Source organism: Planococcus sp. SSTMD024, from assembly GCF_041320495.1.
Classification (GTDB): Bacteria; Bacillota; Bacilli; order Bacillales_A; family Planococcaceae; genus Planococcus.
This window is the reverse complement of record NZ_JBGGNS010000023.1, coordinates 506,963-521,742: the sequence shown is the minus strand read 5'-3', so window position 1 is coordinate 521,742 and position 14,780 is coordinate 506,963. Positions and strand designations below refer to the sequence as shown.

The window sequence follows — 14,780 nt, the reverse complement described above, 5'->3', positions numbered from 1 at the left end:
CTTTCTGTTATCTCAGCTCTGCTGTCGCATCGCTGATTTTCTCAATGAATTTTTCATAAGCCGATTGCTCATCGGACTGTTTCACCAGTTCCAACTTGCCCTCTGCAGAAGGAGCGCCTGCATTGAAGCGATAAACACCCAAGTACGTAGCATTGCCGCTTAACTTCAATTGATAATGGCCGTCCGCGGATTTTACCGAACAGTTAACCATACCACCTGGGTTAAAAACGGAAACGTCCCCGAATGGCACAAGGCCAGCAAGGCAGCTGACCAAAGCGGATGCCGTCATGGCTGTACCACAGGCGTCCGTAAAGCCAACGCCTCTTTCATAGGTCCGCACAAAAATACCTTCTGTCAATGGCGTCACATAACTCAAATTGACGCCATCCGAGAAATACGGGTTATCGCCGTTGAAATAAGCGGCCCATTTCTCTTGGTGGGACGGGTCTTTCTGTAAGTCCTTGCCGACGATCCCGATCAAATGAGGATTCGGCACGGCAACCGCCGTAAATGGAATATCGGTATCGATGAACGGCAGCGCTTGTTGGCGCCATTCCGTCTGCTGATCGTATGTCATTGGCAAATCGGCAAGCTGAAAAGATACCGGTGATATTTCCACGCCGTACATGTGAACCCCGGCGTCGATCTCCGCTTCTCTCTGCACAGCCAAATCCGCTTTCATCGTTTCGATCACTGCCTGATCGACGCCCTCCCGCTCGCACACAAAGCGCGCCACACAACGCAAGCCGTTGCCGCACATGGAAGCTTCAGAGCCGTCCGTATTGAAAACGCGCATTTTCGCATCGGCGTGTTCGGAAGGGGATACAGTCAACAGGCCATCTATCTCTGAGTCGAGCGATGCCAACTCTTTCGTCAATTCCGCAAAGTCCTTGCGATCATTTCCTTCATAGAGAAAAAATGTATTCATTGAACCATGTACTTTCAATAATTCCATAAGGGCACCTCTTCAGTTCGAATTTATTTTGCGTGGGCAGCGACCAATTTCGCCATTTCATAAGCGGTTTTCGGCGGTTCTGCTTCTGTCATCGCGTGAATCAATTGCTCTTCTTCAGCTACCAGGCGCTCAATCGCCGCCATGAAACTTTGTGCATCCAATTGTTCTTCCTCAAGGACATGGGCAAAGCCCTGCGCTTCGAATAAATTGGCATTCAGGATCTGGTCCCCGCGGCTTTTTTGCTTCGATAAAGGGATTAGAAGCATCGGCTTTTTCAATGCAAGGAATTCAAATATCGAATTCGATCCCGCCCGCGAGACGACCAGGTCCGTCAAATGCAAAAGATGCGACAATTCATGCGTCACGTATTCAAACTGGCAATACTGTTCGTGACCCTCAAGGCGCTCATCGATATTGCTTTTTCCGCATAAATGAATGATATTGAATTGCTTGGTCAAGATATCCAGGTTTTCGCGCACCGCATCATTGATAAGTGCAGACCCTTGGCTGCCGCCCATAATCATCAATACTTTATGGGTGTTGTCGAAATGGCATAATTCCCTGCCGCTCGCAGCTGAGCCATCGAGCAATTCGCTGCGGATGACCGATCCCGTGCAAGTCGATTTCTCTTTCGGCACATGGCTCATCGTTTCCTTGAAGACCGTAAATATATGGTCCGCAAAGGGAATTGCCAATTTATTCGCAAGGCCCGGCGTCACGTCGGATTCATGGATGATGACAGGCACGCCTGCTAAACGCCCCGCCATCGCGACCGGTACCGAGACGAAACCGCCTTTTGAAAAGATTGCGACCGGCTTCACTTTTCGGATGATGTTCAAAGCTTGCGTCAATCCTGCCCCGACACGGAACGGATCCGTGAAGTTCTTCATCGAGAAATAACGGCGCAGTTTGCCGCTAGAAATGGCGTGATAGGTAATTTCCGGATAGGAATCACGGATCAATTCGTTTTCGATTCCTTCTTTGGAGCCGATATATTCAACACGGAACCCGAGTTTCTCCAGTTCCGGAATAATTGCCTGGTTCAATGAAACATGGCCGGCTGTGCCGCCGCCCGTTAAAATGATTGTCTTGTTTTCCATCGCTTGTCCTACTCTCCTACTATGCATGTATGTGTCTTCGTCACTTTGCACGGTTTGTGTGATATACTCGTTTTATTTGGTATTGCAAGTGTATTGGGAGGCTATGAATATGTACGAAACGAAATCGACTCAAGAAAAACTTAAATTGCTAATGAAAATCGTCCTGCCGATTCTCATCACCCAAGTCGCTATGTATATGGTGACTTTTTTCGATATTTACATGACCGCCCGTTACGGGACAGAGGATCTTGCCGGCGTGTCGATCGGGTCCTCTTTTTGGGTTCCGGTCTATATCGGACTTGCCGGCATCCTCATGTCCATTACTCCAATTGTAGCACAATTGATGGGGGCCAAGAAAAAAGAAGGCGTGAAAGATGCCGTGCAGCAAGGGATTTATTTGGCTATCCTCCTGGCAGCCATCGTCTTCAGTTTCTTTTTCTTTGGCATCGACTGGATGCTTGGCTTCATGGATCTCGAACCCGGCGTCAACGAAGTGGCCAGCCGTTATATCTTCGCGATGAGCTTAGGCCTGGTCCCGCTGTTTGCCTATAATGCGCTGCGTTCGTATATCGATGCGCTCGGTGCTACACGTGTCACGATGTTCATCACTTTGATGTCGGCACCGATCAATGTCTTCTTCAATTATTTGCTGATTTTCGGAAACTTCGGCTTTCCTGAACTTGGCGGCCCGGGTGCCGGCATGGCTTCGGCGATCACGTATTGGCTCGTGCTGGCCATCGCCGCATTCATCATTCATACAAGTGAACCGTTCAAGTCATTCGGGGTGTTCCGCAAATGGGCGCGCCCTTCCTTGACCAGATGGAAAGAAATCACCGGCATCGGCGTGCCGATCGGCATTTCGATCTTCGCCGAAACGAGCATCTTTTCTGCGGTGACGTTTATGATGTCTGTTTACGGGACTATTACCATCGCCGCCCACCAGATCGCCTTGAATTTCGCTTCGCTCCTTTACATGTTGCCGCTCAGCATCTCGATGGGCGCGACGATACTAGTCGGATTTGAAGTCGGGGCAAAACGCGCGTCACATGCCAAGCAATACAGCTGGATCAGCGTCGGTGCTGCGGTGACGCTCAGTGTCATTTCGTCCGGCATCCTGTATTTCCTGAGAGAACCGATCGCCGCGCTGTACTCATCCGATCCCGCTGTTATCGGGCTTGCGGTCCAGTTCCTGATCTTCGCTGCCTTGTTCCAAGTGTCGGATGCTGTCCAAGCGCCGGTCCAAGGGGCGCTGAGGGGCTATAAGGACGTCAACATCACTTTCGTCATGGCGCTCATTTCCTATTGGGTCATCGGGCTGCCTTCGGGCTATCTGTTCGCCACGTTCACCGATCTCGGCGCATTCGGCTATTGGGTCGGACTGATCGCCGGGCTCACTGCAGGCGCCGTCACCTTATCGATCCGCTTGTTGATCATCCAGAAAAAACTGGCTAATGCTAATGAATCGCTGTAGCCGAACACGAGAGCGCTAAAGGTGAATGAAAAAAGACCTTGAGTCGCTTCGGCACTGCCCTGTAACTCCCGAATAAACAAAAACACCTTTCGCTGAAAACGGTATGAAAATACCGGTGACTCAACGTGGAGGTGTTTTTTCTATAGTGAAGCGATTCAGTTATTCCCATAGCAGTCAAGATGAAGACAATTGAAATGAGGTCGCCAAAGAGACCCATCACCCGTTCTTTTCACTTTGGTTATCGCCCCGTTCATTCCTTCTTTTAAGGTTAAAACAAAGAGATATGTTTCAAAACTGCTGCAACGGAGAAATAGAAAGTGAAACCTCTTTAGCGTCGACGCATTTGCCATCAAACTAAAGGAGGCTCAGCTAATGAGACAGGTTCTATTCATCCATAGCGCCGGCCCACAAGGAGAACAGGAAGGCAGTTCCGGGCTGTTGCAATATTTAAGGGAGCAATTAGACGCCGAATTTCAGGTAATTGCCCCAAAGATGCCGGACCCTGACGACCCGCATTACCGGCCTTGGAAACATGCATTACAGAAAGAAATCGCGTCATTGGACGATGGTGCAATTGTGGTGACCCACTCACTCGGAGGATCGGTATTGTTTAAGTTTTTATCGGAAGAAGCTCCGGAAAAGCCATTTGCCAAAATCATCACCGTTGCAGCTCCGTATTGGGAAAGCAATTCACAATGGGCAGTCGAAGAGTTTTTACTGGAAGAGAATTTCGGTTGCCATATGCCGCCCTTGCCGGAAATTGTTCTTTTCCATAGCGCTGGCGATCCCATCGTCCCTTTCAGCCATTCGCAAAAATACTCAAAAAAACTGTCGAATGCGACATTAAGAAAACTTCCCGGAAATGATCACCTCTTCCCGAATGGGATAAGCGAGCTTGTCTCGGAAATCAGAAAAACAGAGAGTGGCTCTTGACGTTCATAAAATAATAAAGCTACCGGAGAATTCCCGGTAGCCTCTACAGCTTGCCAGTCATTGAGTGGCAAGTTTTTTATATAGCTGGATCAATGCTGCTTGTTCCTCTTCCGTAAGCGTGGACTTTCCAATCCGTTCGACCGCCAATTCCAGCTTTTCGTCTACAGATTTGCGGACGCGCGGGTGGGTCAACTCGTCGTTCAGTTCCACACGTATGCTTTTTTCCAATTCGTCTTGCGTTGCGATGCGCTGAATTCCTTGCCGGTCCGGCCATAATCGTTTATATGCTTCAATCATGGCATCTTCAGCTCCTCGAGGTTTTCACCGATCAGCACGATTTGGTTGCGCAGCTTCATGTATTCCGGCAGCCACTGGACCATGCCGTAAGCGTATTGAAACGAATGCGGATAGCTATGGCCCGAAAGTGTGATATAGCCTTTGATCCGGTAAACGGTATCCGGCAAATTGCGCAGCCATTCTTCGAACGCTTCCCGCTCGATTGGTTCGTCAAATGACACGATCTTCGTCTGCAAGTTCAATTTCGACACCGGCGCCTGTTCGACCGGCCCACGCTGTGCGGGGCTCACGGATTCAAGTAATTTTAACGGCACTTTGGCATGGACCGTCTGGACGATGCGCGCCGTCGGATTGATTTGCTGGATTTCAAAAATGGCCTGGCTTTGTTCCGGCTCGCTCAGCAAATCCGATTTGTTCGCCAATAATAAATCGGCATGCCGGATCTGCTCGATGAACAGCGACCGGATCTGCGGAGACAATTGCTGGCGCTCTAAGAAGCGTTTGCTGTCCGCCACAGTGACAATGCCGCGGAAGTTCAAGCGCTCCGCGAACAAAGGCGAGAAAATCGCATCGAGCGCTTCGACGGGATGTGCCGCTCCTGTCGTTTCGATCAGCAACACATCGAATTCCGACTCCGCGAGCAAGGTCTGGATCTGCGCTTCCGATTTTTCCGATCCGCTGCAGCAAATGCAGCCATCCAGGATTTCCTTAAGCGGCACCCCGTCACCGACTTCTTCCGAATCGAAATTCATCGAGCCGAGTTCATTCATGAACACTGCCGGCTTCAAGCCTTTTTCTTTAAATTCCAAGATCATCTTCTTCAGCAAAGTCGTTTTCCCGCTGCCGAGAAATCCGCTGAACAAATACACATCAACCATCAACTCACCCTTTCTCTCATATGCAAGAAAAGGCCCGCCGGAAGCGGGCCTTATCCACTAACTTATTCTTCTGTGTCGGCTTCTTCATCCGCCGGTTCTTCAGTTGCTAAGCCAGCCTGTTCCATCAGGATATCGGTTGCTTCCTGGAGCTGCGGGTCTTCCGTATTGATCTTTTCGCGCAATTGGTCCATGACCGCATACGTCGTGTCTTCAGTCAATACACCGTCAGCTTCCAACTCGTTCGCTTCCTGGAACTCGATAACTGCCTGCTCCATCTCTTCTTCGAACACGCCGTCGATTTCCCCGACTTCATAACCGAGGGCATCGAGCATTTTCTCTGCCGTTTGCACTTGTTCGGATATGCTGCCGTCTTTCAATTCGGCTGACGGGTCAAGGAACGGGAGGGACGCATACTCTGGATATGGGACCACTTCATCCGGCTCAATGCCTTCTTCATGAATCCAGTTGCCATCCGGCGTCAACCATTTGGCGGTCGTGAACTTCAAGTTCGAGCCATCCGAAAGGTCATTCGCCGTTTGGACAGTCCCTTTCCCGAAGGTTTTCTCGCCGACCAGGGTTACATCTGCGGATTCGCTCATCGCTCCTGCCAAAATCTCAGAAGCCGATGCACTGCCTCCATCGATCAGCAAGGTGACCGGTATGTCCAACTTCTCTCCGCCTGTGGCCAAGTACACTTCCGGCTCTTCGCCTTTTGCCTGCACTTCGAACATTTCCTTGCCTTCTTCAATGAAGAGGTTGGAAATATCGAGCGCCGTATTCAGCAAGCCGCCTGGATTCTGACGTACATCCAGGACTGCTGCTTCCATGCCTTGTTCTTCCATTTCCGCAATGGCTTCCTGCAGTTCATCATAAGTGTTCTCTGAGAAACTCGTAATGTTGATGTGAGCAACTTGGTCATTGACCATTTCTGCATACACCGTTTCAATCGGGATCTCGTCACGGACGATCGTGATCTCGATCGGGTCAGCGTTTTCGCCGCGCTGGATCGTCAAGGTCACTTCGGTTCCTTTTTCCCCGCGGATCAACATGACCGCTTCGGTCGTTGAAAACCCTTGAATGCTTTCGCCATCAACTTCCAGTATTTGATCGTTCGGCAAGACGCCTGCTTTTTCAGCCGGCGAGTTTTTGATCGGTGAAACCACTGTTACATAACCGTTGCGCTCTTGCACTTCTGCGCCGATTCCTTCAAAGCTGGACGAAATGCCTTCCATGAACTGGGCAGCTTCGTTTTCATCCATATAGTCGGAATACGGGTCGCCAAGTGCATCCACCATGCCGTTGATGGCACCGTTGATCAAGTCTTCCTGCTCTACTTCCTCAAAATACTGAGCTTCTATTTGATCGTATGCAGAATATAATTTTTGGAATTCCTGGCGTTCAGGACTGTTCACTTCCACTGCTTTATCTTCTCCGAAGGTCAAAGCGAAAACGGTAATGCCCGCTGTCGCGATAATCAAGAAAAAGACGAGCATGATGAAATAGAAGGTCTTCATTCGAATAAAATGCGGCTTTGGTTCCTCTGCCGCCTGCGCTTCGGGTTGCTGTTCTTCGCCCGGTCGCTTTTCGTCCATATGTTTCACCACTTTCTTCATTCACCTGACAGCAAGTTTCAAAAAACTCCCGAAACTTGGCGGGGTTAAAAGAAAAAGACTGCCTCGACAGTCTTTTTTCCTGTTAGTCTTGGATCGCTGCGTCCAATGCCACAACAATCATATCGTTGAAAGTTGTTTGGCGTTCTTCTGCAGAAGTGACTTCGCCAGTCAACAAATGGTCGCTGACTGTCAAAATTGATAGCGCTTTGCGGCCGAATTTCGCTGCCAGCGTATACAATGCGGAAGATTCCATTTCCAGCCCAAGAATCCCGTACTGCGCCCATTTTTCGTGCTCTGCGTGCTCGTTGTAGAATACATCTTCAGTGAATACGTTCCCGACGCGTAAGTTCAAGCCTTTTTCCTGCCCGGCTGCATAAGCCTTTTGCAGAAGGTCGAAGTTGGCGATCGGCGCATACGTGATGCCGTTGAAAATGATGTCGTTCATTTTCGAATCCGTCGAAGCTGCCTGTGCAAGGATGACATCGCGCACTTTGACGTCTTTGTGGATCGAGCCGCACGTCCCGACGCGAATCAATTTCTGCACATCGTATTCCTGCATCAATTCCGTCACGTAGATCGAGATCGACGGGACGCCCATGCCCGTTCCTTGAACGGAAATGCGCTTGCCTTTGTATGTACCCGTGTAGCCGAACATATTGCGGACTTCGTTATACAATGTTACATCTTCCAGGAATGTTTCCGCGATGTACTTCGCGCGAAGCGGATCTCCAGGAAGCAGAATTGTATCGGCGATATCGCCTTTTTTAGCATTAATGTGGACACTCATCATAAAACCTCACTTTATTTTAGTCGATTTAATCATACTGTTTTTTTTCGCCGAGTGCAATGAAGAGCCTCAACCTGCCTCGTATTCTTCCCACATTCGGTCGAATGTGGAAGCTTGGAGAACGGGGTGCGCCTTTTCTTCGACATATTGCGAGATCTCCTGGAAATCCGTGCTCATTTTCGGAAAACTGTGGTCCAAAAACATCGCCTCGGCAAATTGGGAATATTCGTCCTGTACAAGCTTGCCGCGATATTTCAATGCAAATTGATAAAACGAGCGATTCATGACAGGCCTCTCCTTTCAGCAAAAAGCCCGGACCGGAGTCCAGGCTTTCCCATTATTCGAATAGTTTCAGGTATTCACTATAGCCTTGTTGTTCCAATTGGTCTTTCGGGACGAAACGCAACGCTGCGGAGTTGATGCAGTAGCGCAAGCCGCCGAGTTCAGATGGCCCGTCCGGGAACAGATGCCCAAGATGCGAATCGGCAGAAGCAGAGCGCACTTCAGTCCGTCTCATGCCATGGCTCGTATCAAAGCTTTCCTTAACTTCATCGTCTTCAATCGGCTTGGCAAAACTTGGCCATCCGCAATGGGCGTCGAATTTGTCTTTCGAGCTGAACAAAGGCTTGCCCGAGACGATATCGACGTAGATGCCTTCTTCGAAATGCTGGTCGAATTCGCCTTGGAACGGCGGTTCAGTACCGTTTTCCTGCGTGACGTGGTATTGCATCGGCGTCAATTTCGCTTTCAAATCGTCTTTCATTTCGATTCCCCCCAATGGTTTTGGATAAATGCCTTGCGACCGGATCCTGTCGCATAGCGGTTATAATGAGTTGGGTTTTTCTGGTAATAATCTTGATGATACGTTTCGGCCGGATAAAATTCCTTCGCCGGCAAAATATCCGTGGCGACCGGTTTATTGAACTTGCCCGATTGCTCCAACTGCTGTTTGGATTGTTCGGCAGCAATCCGCTGTTCTTCCGTATGGTAATAAATAGCGGTTTTATAGGAATCGCCACGGTCGAAAAACTGCCCGCCCGCATCGGTCGGGTCGATCTGGGACCAATACACTTCAAGCAGCCGCTCATAAGGGTAAAGTTCCGGCTGGAATGTGATTTCAACTGCTTCCCGATGGCCGGTCAAGTTGGTACAGACTTGTTCATATGTTGGATTCGGCAAATCGCCGCCTGTATAGCCACTGACGACCGCTTCGATGCCTTCGAGCGAATCAAAAGGCTGCACCATGCACCAAAAACAGCCGCCGGCAAATGTTGCTTTTTCTGTCTTCATCTTACTCCTCCTCACATTATGGCTGAATCGTTACTAAAAGACGGATGTCGTCTTCTTCAAGGTCGAACGATGTTGCGCGTACTGAAACGCCGCCGTTGATGGGAATTTCGGTGAGATTCAGCAAGACTTCCTCTTCTTTCGGCATGACTTCCATAAATTCTGGAAGATCCACGGAGTCTCGAAGCAATTTTAACGCTGATTCCGGGGGGATGTCGAGCCGTCCGACTTCGACCGAACGCTGTTCCAACAGCAAATTGCCATTCGGCAGCACAACCGGGTCGAAAGTCAACAGGATTGGCAAAGTTACCCCGAATACCGTCAGTTCGGTAGACAAGCTGACATTATCGGTTACTGCGAGACGCAAAGGCATCGGCTGGCCTTCCATCGCATCAGCGATATAGGTATTCGCAATCCCTTCAAAGTCGGCTTTGGTCGTGTTGACGACAACGGTATTGCCTTCAGGCGGTGGGCTGCTTTCCGCTTGATAGGTTTTGAAATTATCGGATGGTGTCGTAATGAACAGGAAAAATCCAATGACGGCAACAAGGTTCAACACCAATAGCACAAAGAATGCAAAACGCCATTTTTTCATTTTTCCACCTCCTATCCCTGGAAGCTGATGCCGCATTGTTCCATTGTTTCCGATACCCGTTTAGCCATCAGGTCATAACCTTTGCTGTTCGGATGAAAGAAGTCGGTATGGTAAACCAAATTCTCGTTGCCGACGAACAGGTCGCTGACGGGCACGAAACAGGCATGCGGATCATCTTCCACTGTTTCTTCCATAACTCCATTATAGGAGGCGATAATTTGATCGAATTCCTCCACTTCATCCGTCACCAGTGAAAACGGGTTGTACAGGCCGACAACGATGAGCGGCGCTGACGGATTCAGTGATCGGATGGATGCGTAGATGGTCTCAAAGCGGTTCTGGTAAAGAATCAACTCTTCGCTGAAAGCTTCGACATTCAATGAAAACAAATCCCGTTTGACAATGCGCATGACGTCGTTGCCGCCGATCGTCATGAATATATAATCGGAAGCGAGCAGCGGGCCGGACAGCTTGCCTTGCTGGAACAGCGCCAATAATTGGTCGCTTCTCCTGCCGCGTTTCGCTGTATTTTCAAGGGCGATGCCTTCCACGCCCGGCCATTCCGCCATTTCGAGCGCCAGGCGCCCGGCATAGCCCCCGCGGTTTTCCGTATCACCCACGCCTTGTGATAAAGAATCGCCAAGTGCGGTAATGATGACGGTCTGCGGGATGAAGTTCGGTGGGACCGTGTAGGGGGTGAACTCTACCGGCAAACGCGGCGCCGCTTCTTCTTTACCGAAATTGAACGTCGAAGCACATCCCGCAAGCACAATCGATAAAGCGATGACAATATACAGGATGCGTTTCACGTTCGTCTCTCCTTCATGTTTCTTTTAGTTTACTCCGTATAATACATGAAACCGATGGCACCGATTCCCGTGTGGGTGGAAATGACCGGAGTCGTAAAATCATAACGGATATCGGTAAATCCGGTCTCCTTGATTTTTTCGCGCAGCGGCTCGGCCATCGATTGGCCATTTGCCTGGGCGATGCCGACGCCTTTGACCACTTTGCCTTTTGTACGTTCGATAAAATCTTTTACCAGATAATCCACCACTTGCTTATGGCTGCGCATTTTGGCCACCGGCGTGTATTCCCCGTCATCAAGCGAAGCAATCGGCTTGATCTTCAGGAACGACCCGATCATTGCACGGCCTTTGCCGATGCGTCCGCCCTTGACCAAATTATCGAGCGTATCGACTACGACATACAGTTTCGTATTGCGCCGCACTTGCTCCACGCGTTCGACGATTTCCTGGACTGCTTTCCCTTCTTTCGCCATTCTCGCGGCTTCGAATACCTGAAAGGTCAAGGCATGGGAAATATAGCGGGAATCGATGACCGTGACATCGGAATCCGTCAATTCAGCAGCGGTGCGCGCAGATTCCACGGTGCCGCTCATGCCGCCGGTCATATGGATGGAAATGATTTGGCTTCCGTCCTTGCCGAGTTCGTCATACAGCTCTTTGAAGACGCCCGGCGCCGGCTGGGAACTCTTCGGGAATTCATCTGAATTTTTCATTAGTTCAAGAAAAGCTTCCGGTTCCAAATCGACGCGGTCAAGATAGGTCTTGCCCCCGATCTGGATCGACAACGGAACGACGTGAAGCCCGTATGCGTCTATTTCTTCTGCCTTCAAATCAGCAGTCGAGTCCGTTACAATGTGAATTTTCGACATTCGCTCACTTCCATTTCATCAGCTTATAGGGTGTTAATGGGATTAGCTTTCTACGCACAAGGTTTACTGGACTTCAGCCAGCGCTTGTTCGATGCGGCTTTTGACCAATTGCGCCGCTTTTACGCCCGCAGCGTCCAATTCTTCCGGCATAAACGGCTTAAGCACTTGAACCCTTACATGGGCCGGCCGGATTTGGTTGTTGTTGTTTTCCATGATGCGCGACGTGCCTTCGATGGCAATCGGCACGACCGGCACGCTTGCTTCTTTGGCGATGCGCATGAATCCGGCTTTGAACTCCTTGAGCCCCTGGCCTTTGCTTCTCGTGCCTTCCGGGAAAATCAAGATGGAATGGCCTTCCCGAAGCTTTCCGATCGTGTCGGTAATGGACTTGAAGGCGCTGCGGCGGTCGGTACGGTCGAGGAATACGCAATTCATCTCTTCCATATAAGACGGGATGATCGGAAATTTCCTCACTTCTTCTTTGGAAATAAAGCCAAACGGTTTCGGGATTGACGACAACAGCACCGGGATATCGAAATTGCCTTCGTGGTTGCTGACAAACAGCACCGGCCCTTCCGGCAAGTGTTCGAGCCCGCTCACTTCAACCTGGCTGCCGGTTCGCTGCATAATGCCCGACGCCCATTTCTGGGGCTCGCTATGGATCAGCTGGCTATATTCCTGTTGGTTCATGCCCGCTTTGCGCTTTTTAAACTTCGCCAAATTTTTGGCGGCAATCGGCAAATAACCGAATAGATACGAAAATGTGCGGGCCGACTTAATCACGCGTTTGTCCCCCTGCACGTTCGTACACTAAATAAGAATATGGGATGCCGTTCGAGTGATGGCGTTCAGATTCCGATACTAAGGTCCATTCCCTTCCGTATTCAGGAAAAAACGTGTCCCCTCCGAACGGCTGGTGGACCAGTGTAATATACAGCCTGTCGGCAATCGGCAAGGCTTCACGGAAAATCTGCTCGCCGCCGATGACCATTACTTCCTCGTGCTGCTCTCTGGCCAATTCAATCGCATCAACCAAGTTATGGGTGATATCAACGCCTTGTGCGGTATACTCGGTGTTGCGCGTCACGACGATATTACGCCGCTTCGGCAAGGGGCGCCCGATCGATTCGAAGGTATTGCGCCCCATCACCATGCCTTTTCCGAGTGTATGTTTTTTAAAATAAGCCAAATCTTCCGGAATATGCCACGGCAATTGGTTGTCTTTGCCGATTACGTGATCCGGGTCATGCGCCACCATCAATGAAATCATAAGTTCTCCTCCTTGGGCGTTATACAGCAACAGGCGCTTTGATCCGCGGATGCGGGTCATAGCCTTCGATTTGAATGTCTTCCATGTCCATCTCGAACATCGACTTGCCTTCCGTTAATTTTAATGACGGCAAGGCTTTCGGTTCTCTGCTTAATTGCTCCTGCACTTGCTCCAAATGATTTACGTAAAGATGTGTATCGCCGGTTGTATGGATAAATTCCCCAGGCTCAAGCCCGCATTCCTGCGCGACGAGGTGGGTAAGCAATGCATACGATGCGATATTGAACGGCACGCCGAGAAAGACATCTGCGCTTCTTTGGTACAGCTGGCATGACAATTTGCCGTCCGCTACATAAAATTGAAACATGATATGGCAAGGCGGAAGCGCCATGTCATCGATAAATTCCGGATTCCAAGCCGTCACCAAATGGCGGCGCGAGTCGGGGTTGTTCTTGATCGATTCGACAACATTTTTCAGCTGGTCAATCTGGCTGTCGTCAGTCGCTGCCCACGATCGCCATTGTTTGCCGTAGACCGGCCCCAAATCACCGTATTTTTTTGCAAACTCGTCATCCGCCAGCACTTTTTCCTGGAATAGCGTCATTTGCTGTTTGTACAGTTCCGCAAATTCCGGATCGCGCTGTGCCCGCCGGCCGAAATCACTCATGTCGGGCCCGGCATAATCATCGCTCTCGACCCACTGGGCAAATGCCCACTCGTCCCATATATGGTTATTATCCTTCAATAAGGTCTGGACGTTCGTATCGCCTTTGATGAACCATAAGAGTTCTGAGACAATCAGCCGGAACGCCGTTTTCTTGGTGGTCATGAGCGGAAAGCCCTCCGCCAGGTCAAAACGCATCTGGTGCCCGAATACGCTGAGCGTCCCGGTTCCCGTACGGTCTTCTTTCTTGGCTCCTTGGTCCAAAATATGTTCACACAACGCTAAATATTGTTTCATGCAATTCCCTCCATTATTAGTATCATCATAACAAAAACAACTCGAATAAGAAAAACTTTAAGAATACCATGTTTTCAGAAAAAATAAGGATATTAAAAAAAACCGTTATCGTGATAACGGTTTCAGGAAAGCCATTTAGGCGGTGTGTTTTTTGACCAGTAGATGTCCCCAATGCTGATGTGGCGCTGGTACCCGTCGCTTGCCAAATGGTAATGGAAATTGAACGAATAGCCTTCAAGCGGCTTTTTCTCGGTCCGCACGTGGAAGCGGATTTCATCTTGCCCGCTGTCTTTGTCGTAAACGTGGAAGATTTTCTCGGCGTGGTCGCCGGACGGTTTTTCGGATATCGCCAAATTACGCAATTTGTCTTTGCCGTAAGCGGCCAGTTCCGTGTCGATGACATCCTGGATCGTCGGCAAAATGCGCGTGCGGAATTCCGAATCGATCACCGGGCCGATGCGTGAACCGAATTTCATATAGGACTGTTCTTCCGCAGCTTGGCGGAAATCGGCCAAAATCGAATCAGCCGTCACATAATATTCTTCCGGGTCAATCCATTCGATCGTATATTGTTTCGTTTGCCCTTGGCTTGCATGGGTTTTTGGGCCATCCTCCTCGTCGAGCAAGGATTCCCAGATCATATGGTTCGGTGTAATGGCTCCTAGCGTCAGAACCGTTACAGCAACCATCAAGGACTTCTGCCACCAACTCTTCACTAAACATCACCCTCAATTTTGAACATTTTGTCAAGATAGTTATAGTAATAAACGATTTGTATGTGGAAAGGTTTCATCTTGTTCCATTTCATTGTACAATAAAGCAAGTAAGTACGCCTTGTTTTTTTAAAAAAGGAGGAATTTTCATGGACGCTTCATTATTGATCGGATTGGGTCTATTGTTTATGCTTGTGTATTTGACTTCTCTATCCATCACAGACTAAAAAAATCTCCCGCTT

At 49.6% G+C, this 14,780-nt stretch carries 18 protein-coding genes; 2 read left to right on the top strand and 16 right to left on the bottom strand.

What is annotated here, in order from left to right:
- Positions 1 to 7 precede the first annotated feature (7 nt).
- Together dapF and AB9R92_RS16940 are read right to left on the bottom strand one after the other, a co-directional pair.
- Positions 8 to 955 carry a diaminopimelate epimerase gene (dapF, locus tag AB9R92_RS16945; protein WP_370670585.1) on the bottom strand — a complete coding sequence of 316 codons (948 nt, stop codon included), beginning with the start codon at positions 953 to 955 and terminating at the stop codon, positions 8 to 10.
- Between the two features lie 23 nt (positions 956 to 978).
- Positions 979 to 2,055, bottom strand: a complete 1,077-nt coding sequence (locus AB9R92_RS16940) for an undecaprenyldiphospho-muramoylpentapeptide beta-N-acetylglucosaminyltransferase (RefSeq protein WP_370670584.1) — start codon at positions 2,053 to 2,055, stop codon at positions 979 to 981.
- Between the two features lie 109 nt (positions 2,056 to 2,164).
- Here AB9R92_RS16940 and AB9R92_RS16935 point away from each other — a divergent pair, with 109 nt between their 5' ends.
- Positions 2,165 to 3,526 (top strand): MATE family efflux transporter, encoded by a 1,362-nt coding sequence (locus AB9R92_RS16935; RefSeq protein WP_370670583.1) that lies wholly within the window; start codon positions 2,165 to 2,167, stop codon positions 3,524 to 3,526.
- A gap of 372 nt (positions 3,527 to 3,898) precedes the next feature.
- The gene (locus AB9R92_RS16930; protein WP_370670582.1) at positions 3,899 to 4,459 is read left to right on the top strand and encodes an alpha/beta hydrolase; all 561 of its coding nucleotides are present in this window, start codon (positions 3,899 to 3,901) and stop codon (positions 4,457 to 4,459) included.
- Positions 4,460 to 4,516: 57 nt separating this feature from the next.
- On the opposite strand, the gene AB9R92_RS16925 is transcribed toward AB9R92_RS16930, so the two are convergent.
- The 14 genes from AB9R92_RS16925 to AB9R92_RS16860 all read right to left on the bottom strand — a co-directional run bounded on the left by AB9R92_RS16925 (position 4,517) and on the right by AB9R92_RS16860 (position 14,541).
- Positions 4,517 to 4,756, bottom strand: coding sequence for a hypothetical protein (locus AB9R92_RS16925; protein ID WP_370670581.1), 240 nt, complete (start codon positions 4,754 to 4,756; stop codon positions 4,517 to 4,519).
- Positions 4,753 to 5,634 carry a CobW family GTP-binding protein gene (locus tag AB9R92_RS16920; protein WP_370670580.1) on the bottom strand — a complete coding sequence of 294 codons (882 nt, stop codon included), beginning with the start codon at positions 5,632 to 5,634 and terminating at the stop codon, positions 4,753 to 4,755. Before AB9R92_RS16920 ends, AB9R92_RS16925 begins: the two co-directional genes overlap by 4 nt.
- A 62-nt stretch (positions 5,635 to 5,696) precedes the next feature.
- Complete coding sequence (locus tag AB9R92_RS16915) at positions 5,697 to 7,226, bottom strand: lmo1851 family serine protease (RefSeq protein ID WP_370670579.1); 1,530 nt, start codon at positions 7,224 to 7,226, stop codon at positions 5,697 to 5,699.
- Positions 7,227 to 7,329: 103 nt separating this feature from the next.
- Positions 7,330 to 8,034, bottom strand: coding sequence for a purine-nucleoside phosphorylase (deoD, locus tag AB9R92_RS16910; protein WP_121297508.1), 705 nt, complete (start codon positions 8,032 to 8,034; stop codon positions 7,330 to 7,332).
- Between the two features lie 69 nt (positions 8,035 to 8,103).
- Positions 8,104 to 8,319, bottom strand: coding sequence for a YozE family protein (locus tag AB9R92_RS16905; RefSeq protein WP_370670578.1), 216 nt, complete (start codon positions 8,317 to 8,319; stop codon positions 8,104 to 8,106).
- A gap of 52 nt (positions 8,320 to 8,371) precedes the next feature.
- Positions 8,372 to 8,797 carry a peptide-methionine (R)-S-oxide reductase MsrB gene (gene msrB, locus AB9R92_RS16900; RefSeq protein WP_370670577.1) on the bottom strand — a complete coding sequence of 142 codons (426 nt, stop codon included), beginning with the start codon at positions 8,795 to 8,797 and terminating at the stop codon, positions 8,372 to 8,374.
- Complete coding sequence (msrA, locus tag AB9R92_RS16895; protein WP_370670576.1) at positions 8,794 to 9,324, bottom strand: peptide-methionine (S)-S-oxide reductase MsrA; 531 nt, start codon at positions 9,322 to 9,324, stop codon at positions 8,794 to 8,796. The genes msrB and msrA overlap by 4 nt, the downstream gene beginning before the upstream one ends.
- Positions 9,325 to 9,340: 16 nt before the next feature.
- On the bottom strand, positions 9,341 to 9,916 hold the full coding sequence (locus AB9R92_RS16890) for a YpmS family protein (RefSeq protein WP_370670575.1): 576 nt from the start codon (positions 9,914 to 9,916) through the stop codon (positions 9,341 to 9,343).
- A gap of 11 nt (positions 9,917 to 9,927) precedes the next feature.
- A complete protein-coding gene (locus tag AB9R92_RS16885) occupies positions 9,928 to 10,725 on the bottom strand; it encodes a GDSL-type esterase/lipase family protein (protein ID WP_370670574.1) in 798 nt (265 codons plus the stop codon).
- A 29-nt stretch (positions 10,726 to 10,754) separates the two neighbouring features.
- Positions 10,755 to 11,594, bottom strand: a complete 840-nt coding sequence (locus AB9R92_RS16880) for a DegV family protein (RefSeq protein WP_370670573.1) — start codon at positions 11,592 to 11,594, stop codon at positions 10,755 to 10,757.
- A 63-nt stretch (positions 11,595 to 11,657) separates the two neighbouring features.
- The gene (locus AB9R92_RS16875; RefSeq protein WP_370670572.1) at positions 11,658 to 12,377 is read right to left on the bottom strand and encodes a lysophospholipid acyltransferase family protein; all 720 of its coding nucleotides are present in this window, start codon (positions 12,375 to 12,377) and stop codon (positions 11,658 to 11,660) included.
- The gene (locus AB9R92_RS16870; RefSeq protein ID WP_370670571.1) at positions 12,370 to 12,864 is read right to left on the bottom strand and encodes a dihydrofolate reductase; all 495 of its coding nucleotides are present in this window, start codon (positions 12,862 to 12,864) and stop codon (positions 12,370 to 12,372) included. The genes AB9R92_RS16875 and AB9R92_RS16870 overlap by 8 nt, the downstream gene beginning before the upstream one ends.
- Positions 12,865 to 12,883: 19 nt before the next feature.
- Entirely contained in the window at positions 12,884 to 13,825 is a 942-nt protein-coding gene (locus tag AB9R92_RS16865; RefSeq protein ID WP_370670570.1) for a thymidylate synthase, read from the bottom strand.
- 122 nt (positions 13,826 to 13,947) lie between these two features.
- Positions 13,948 to 14,541 carry a YpjP family protein gene (locus AB9R92_RS16860; RefSeq protein ID WP_370670569.1) on the bottom strand — a complete coding sequence of 198 codons (594 nt, stop codon included), beginning with the start codon at positions 14,539 to 14,541 and terminating at the stop codon, positions 13,948 to 13,950.
- Between the last annotated feature and the right edge of the window lie 239 nt (positions 14,542 to 14,780).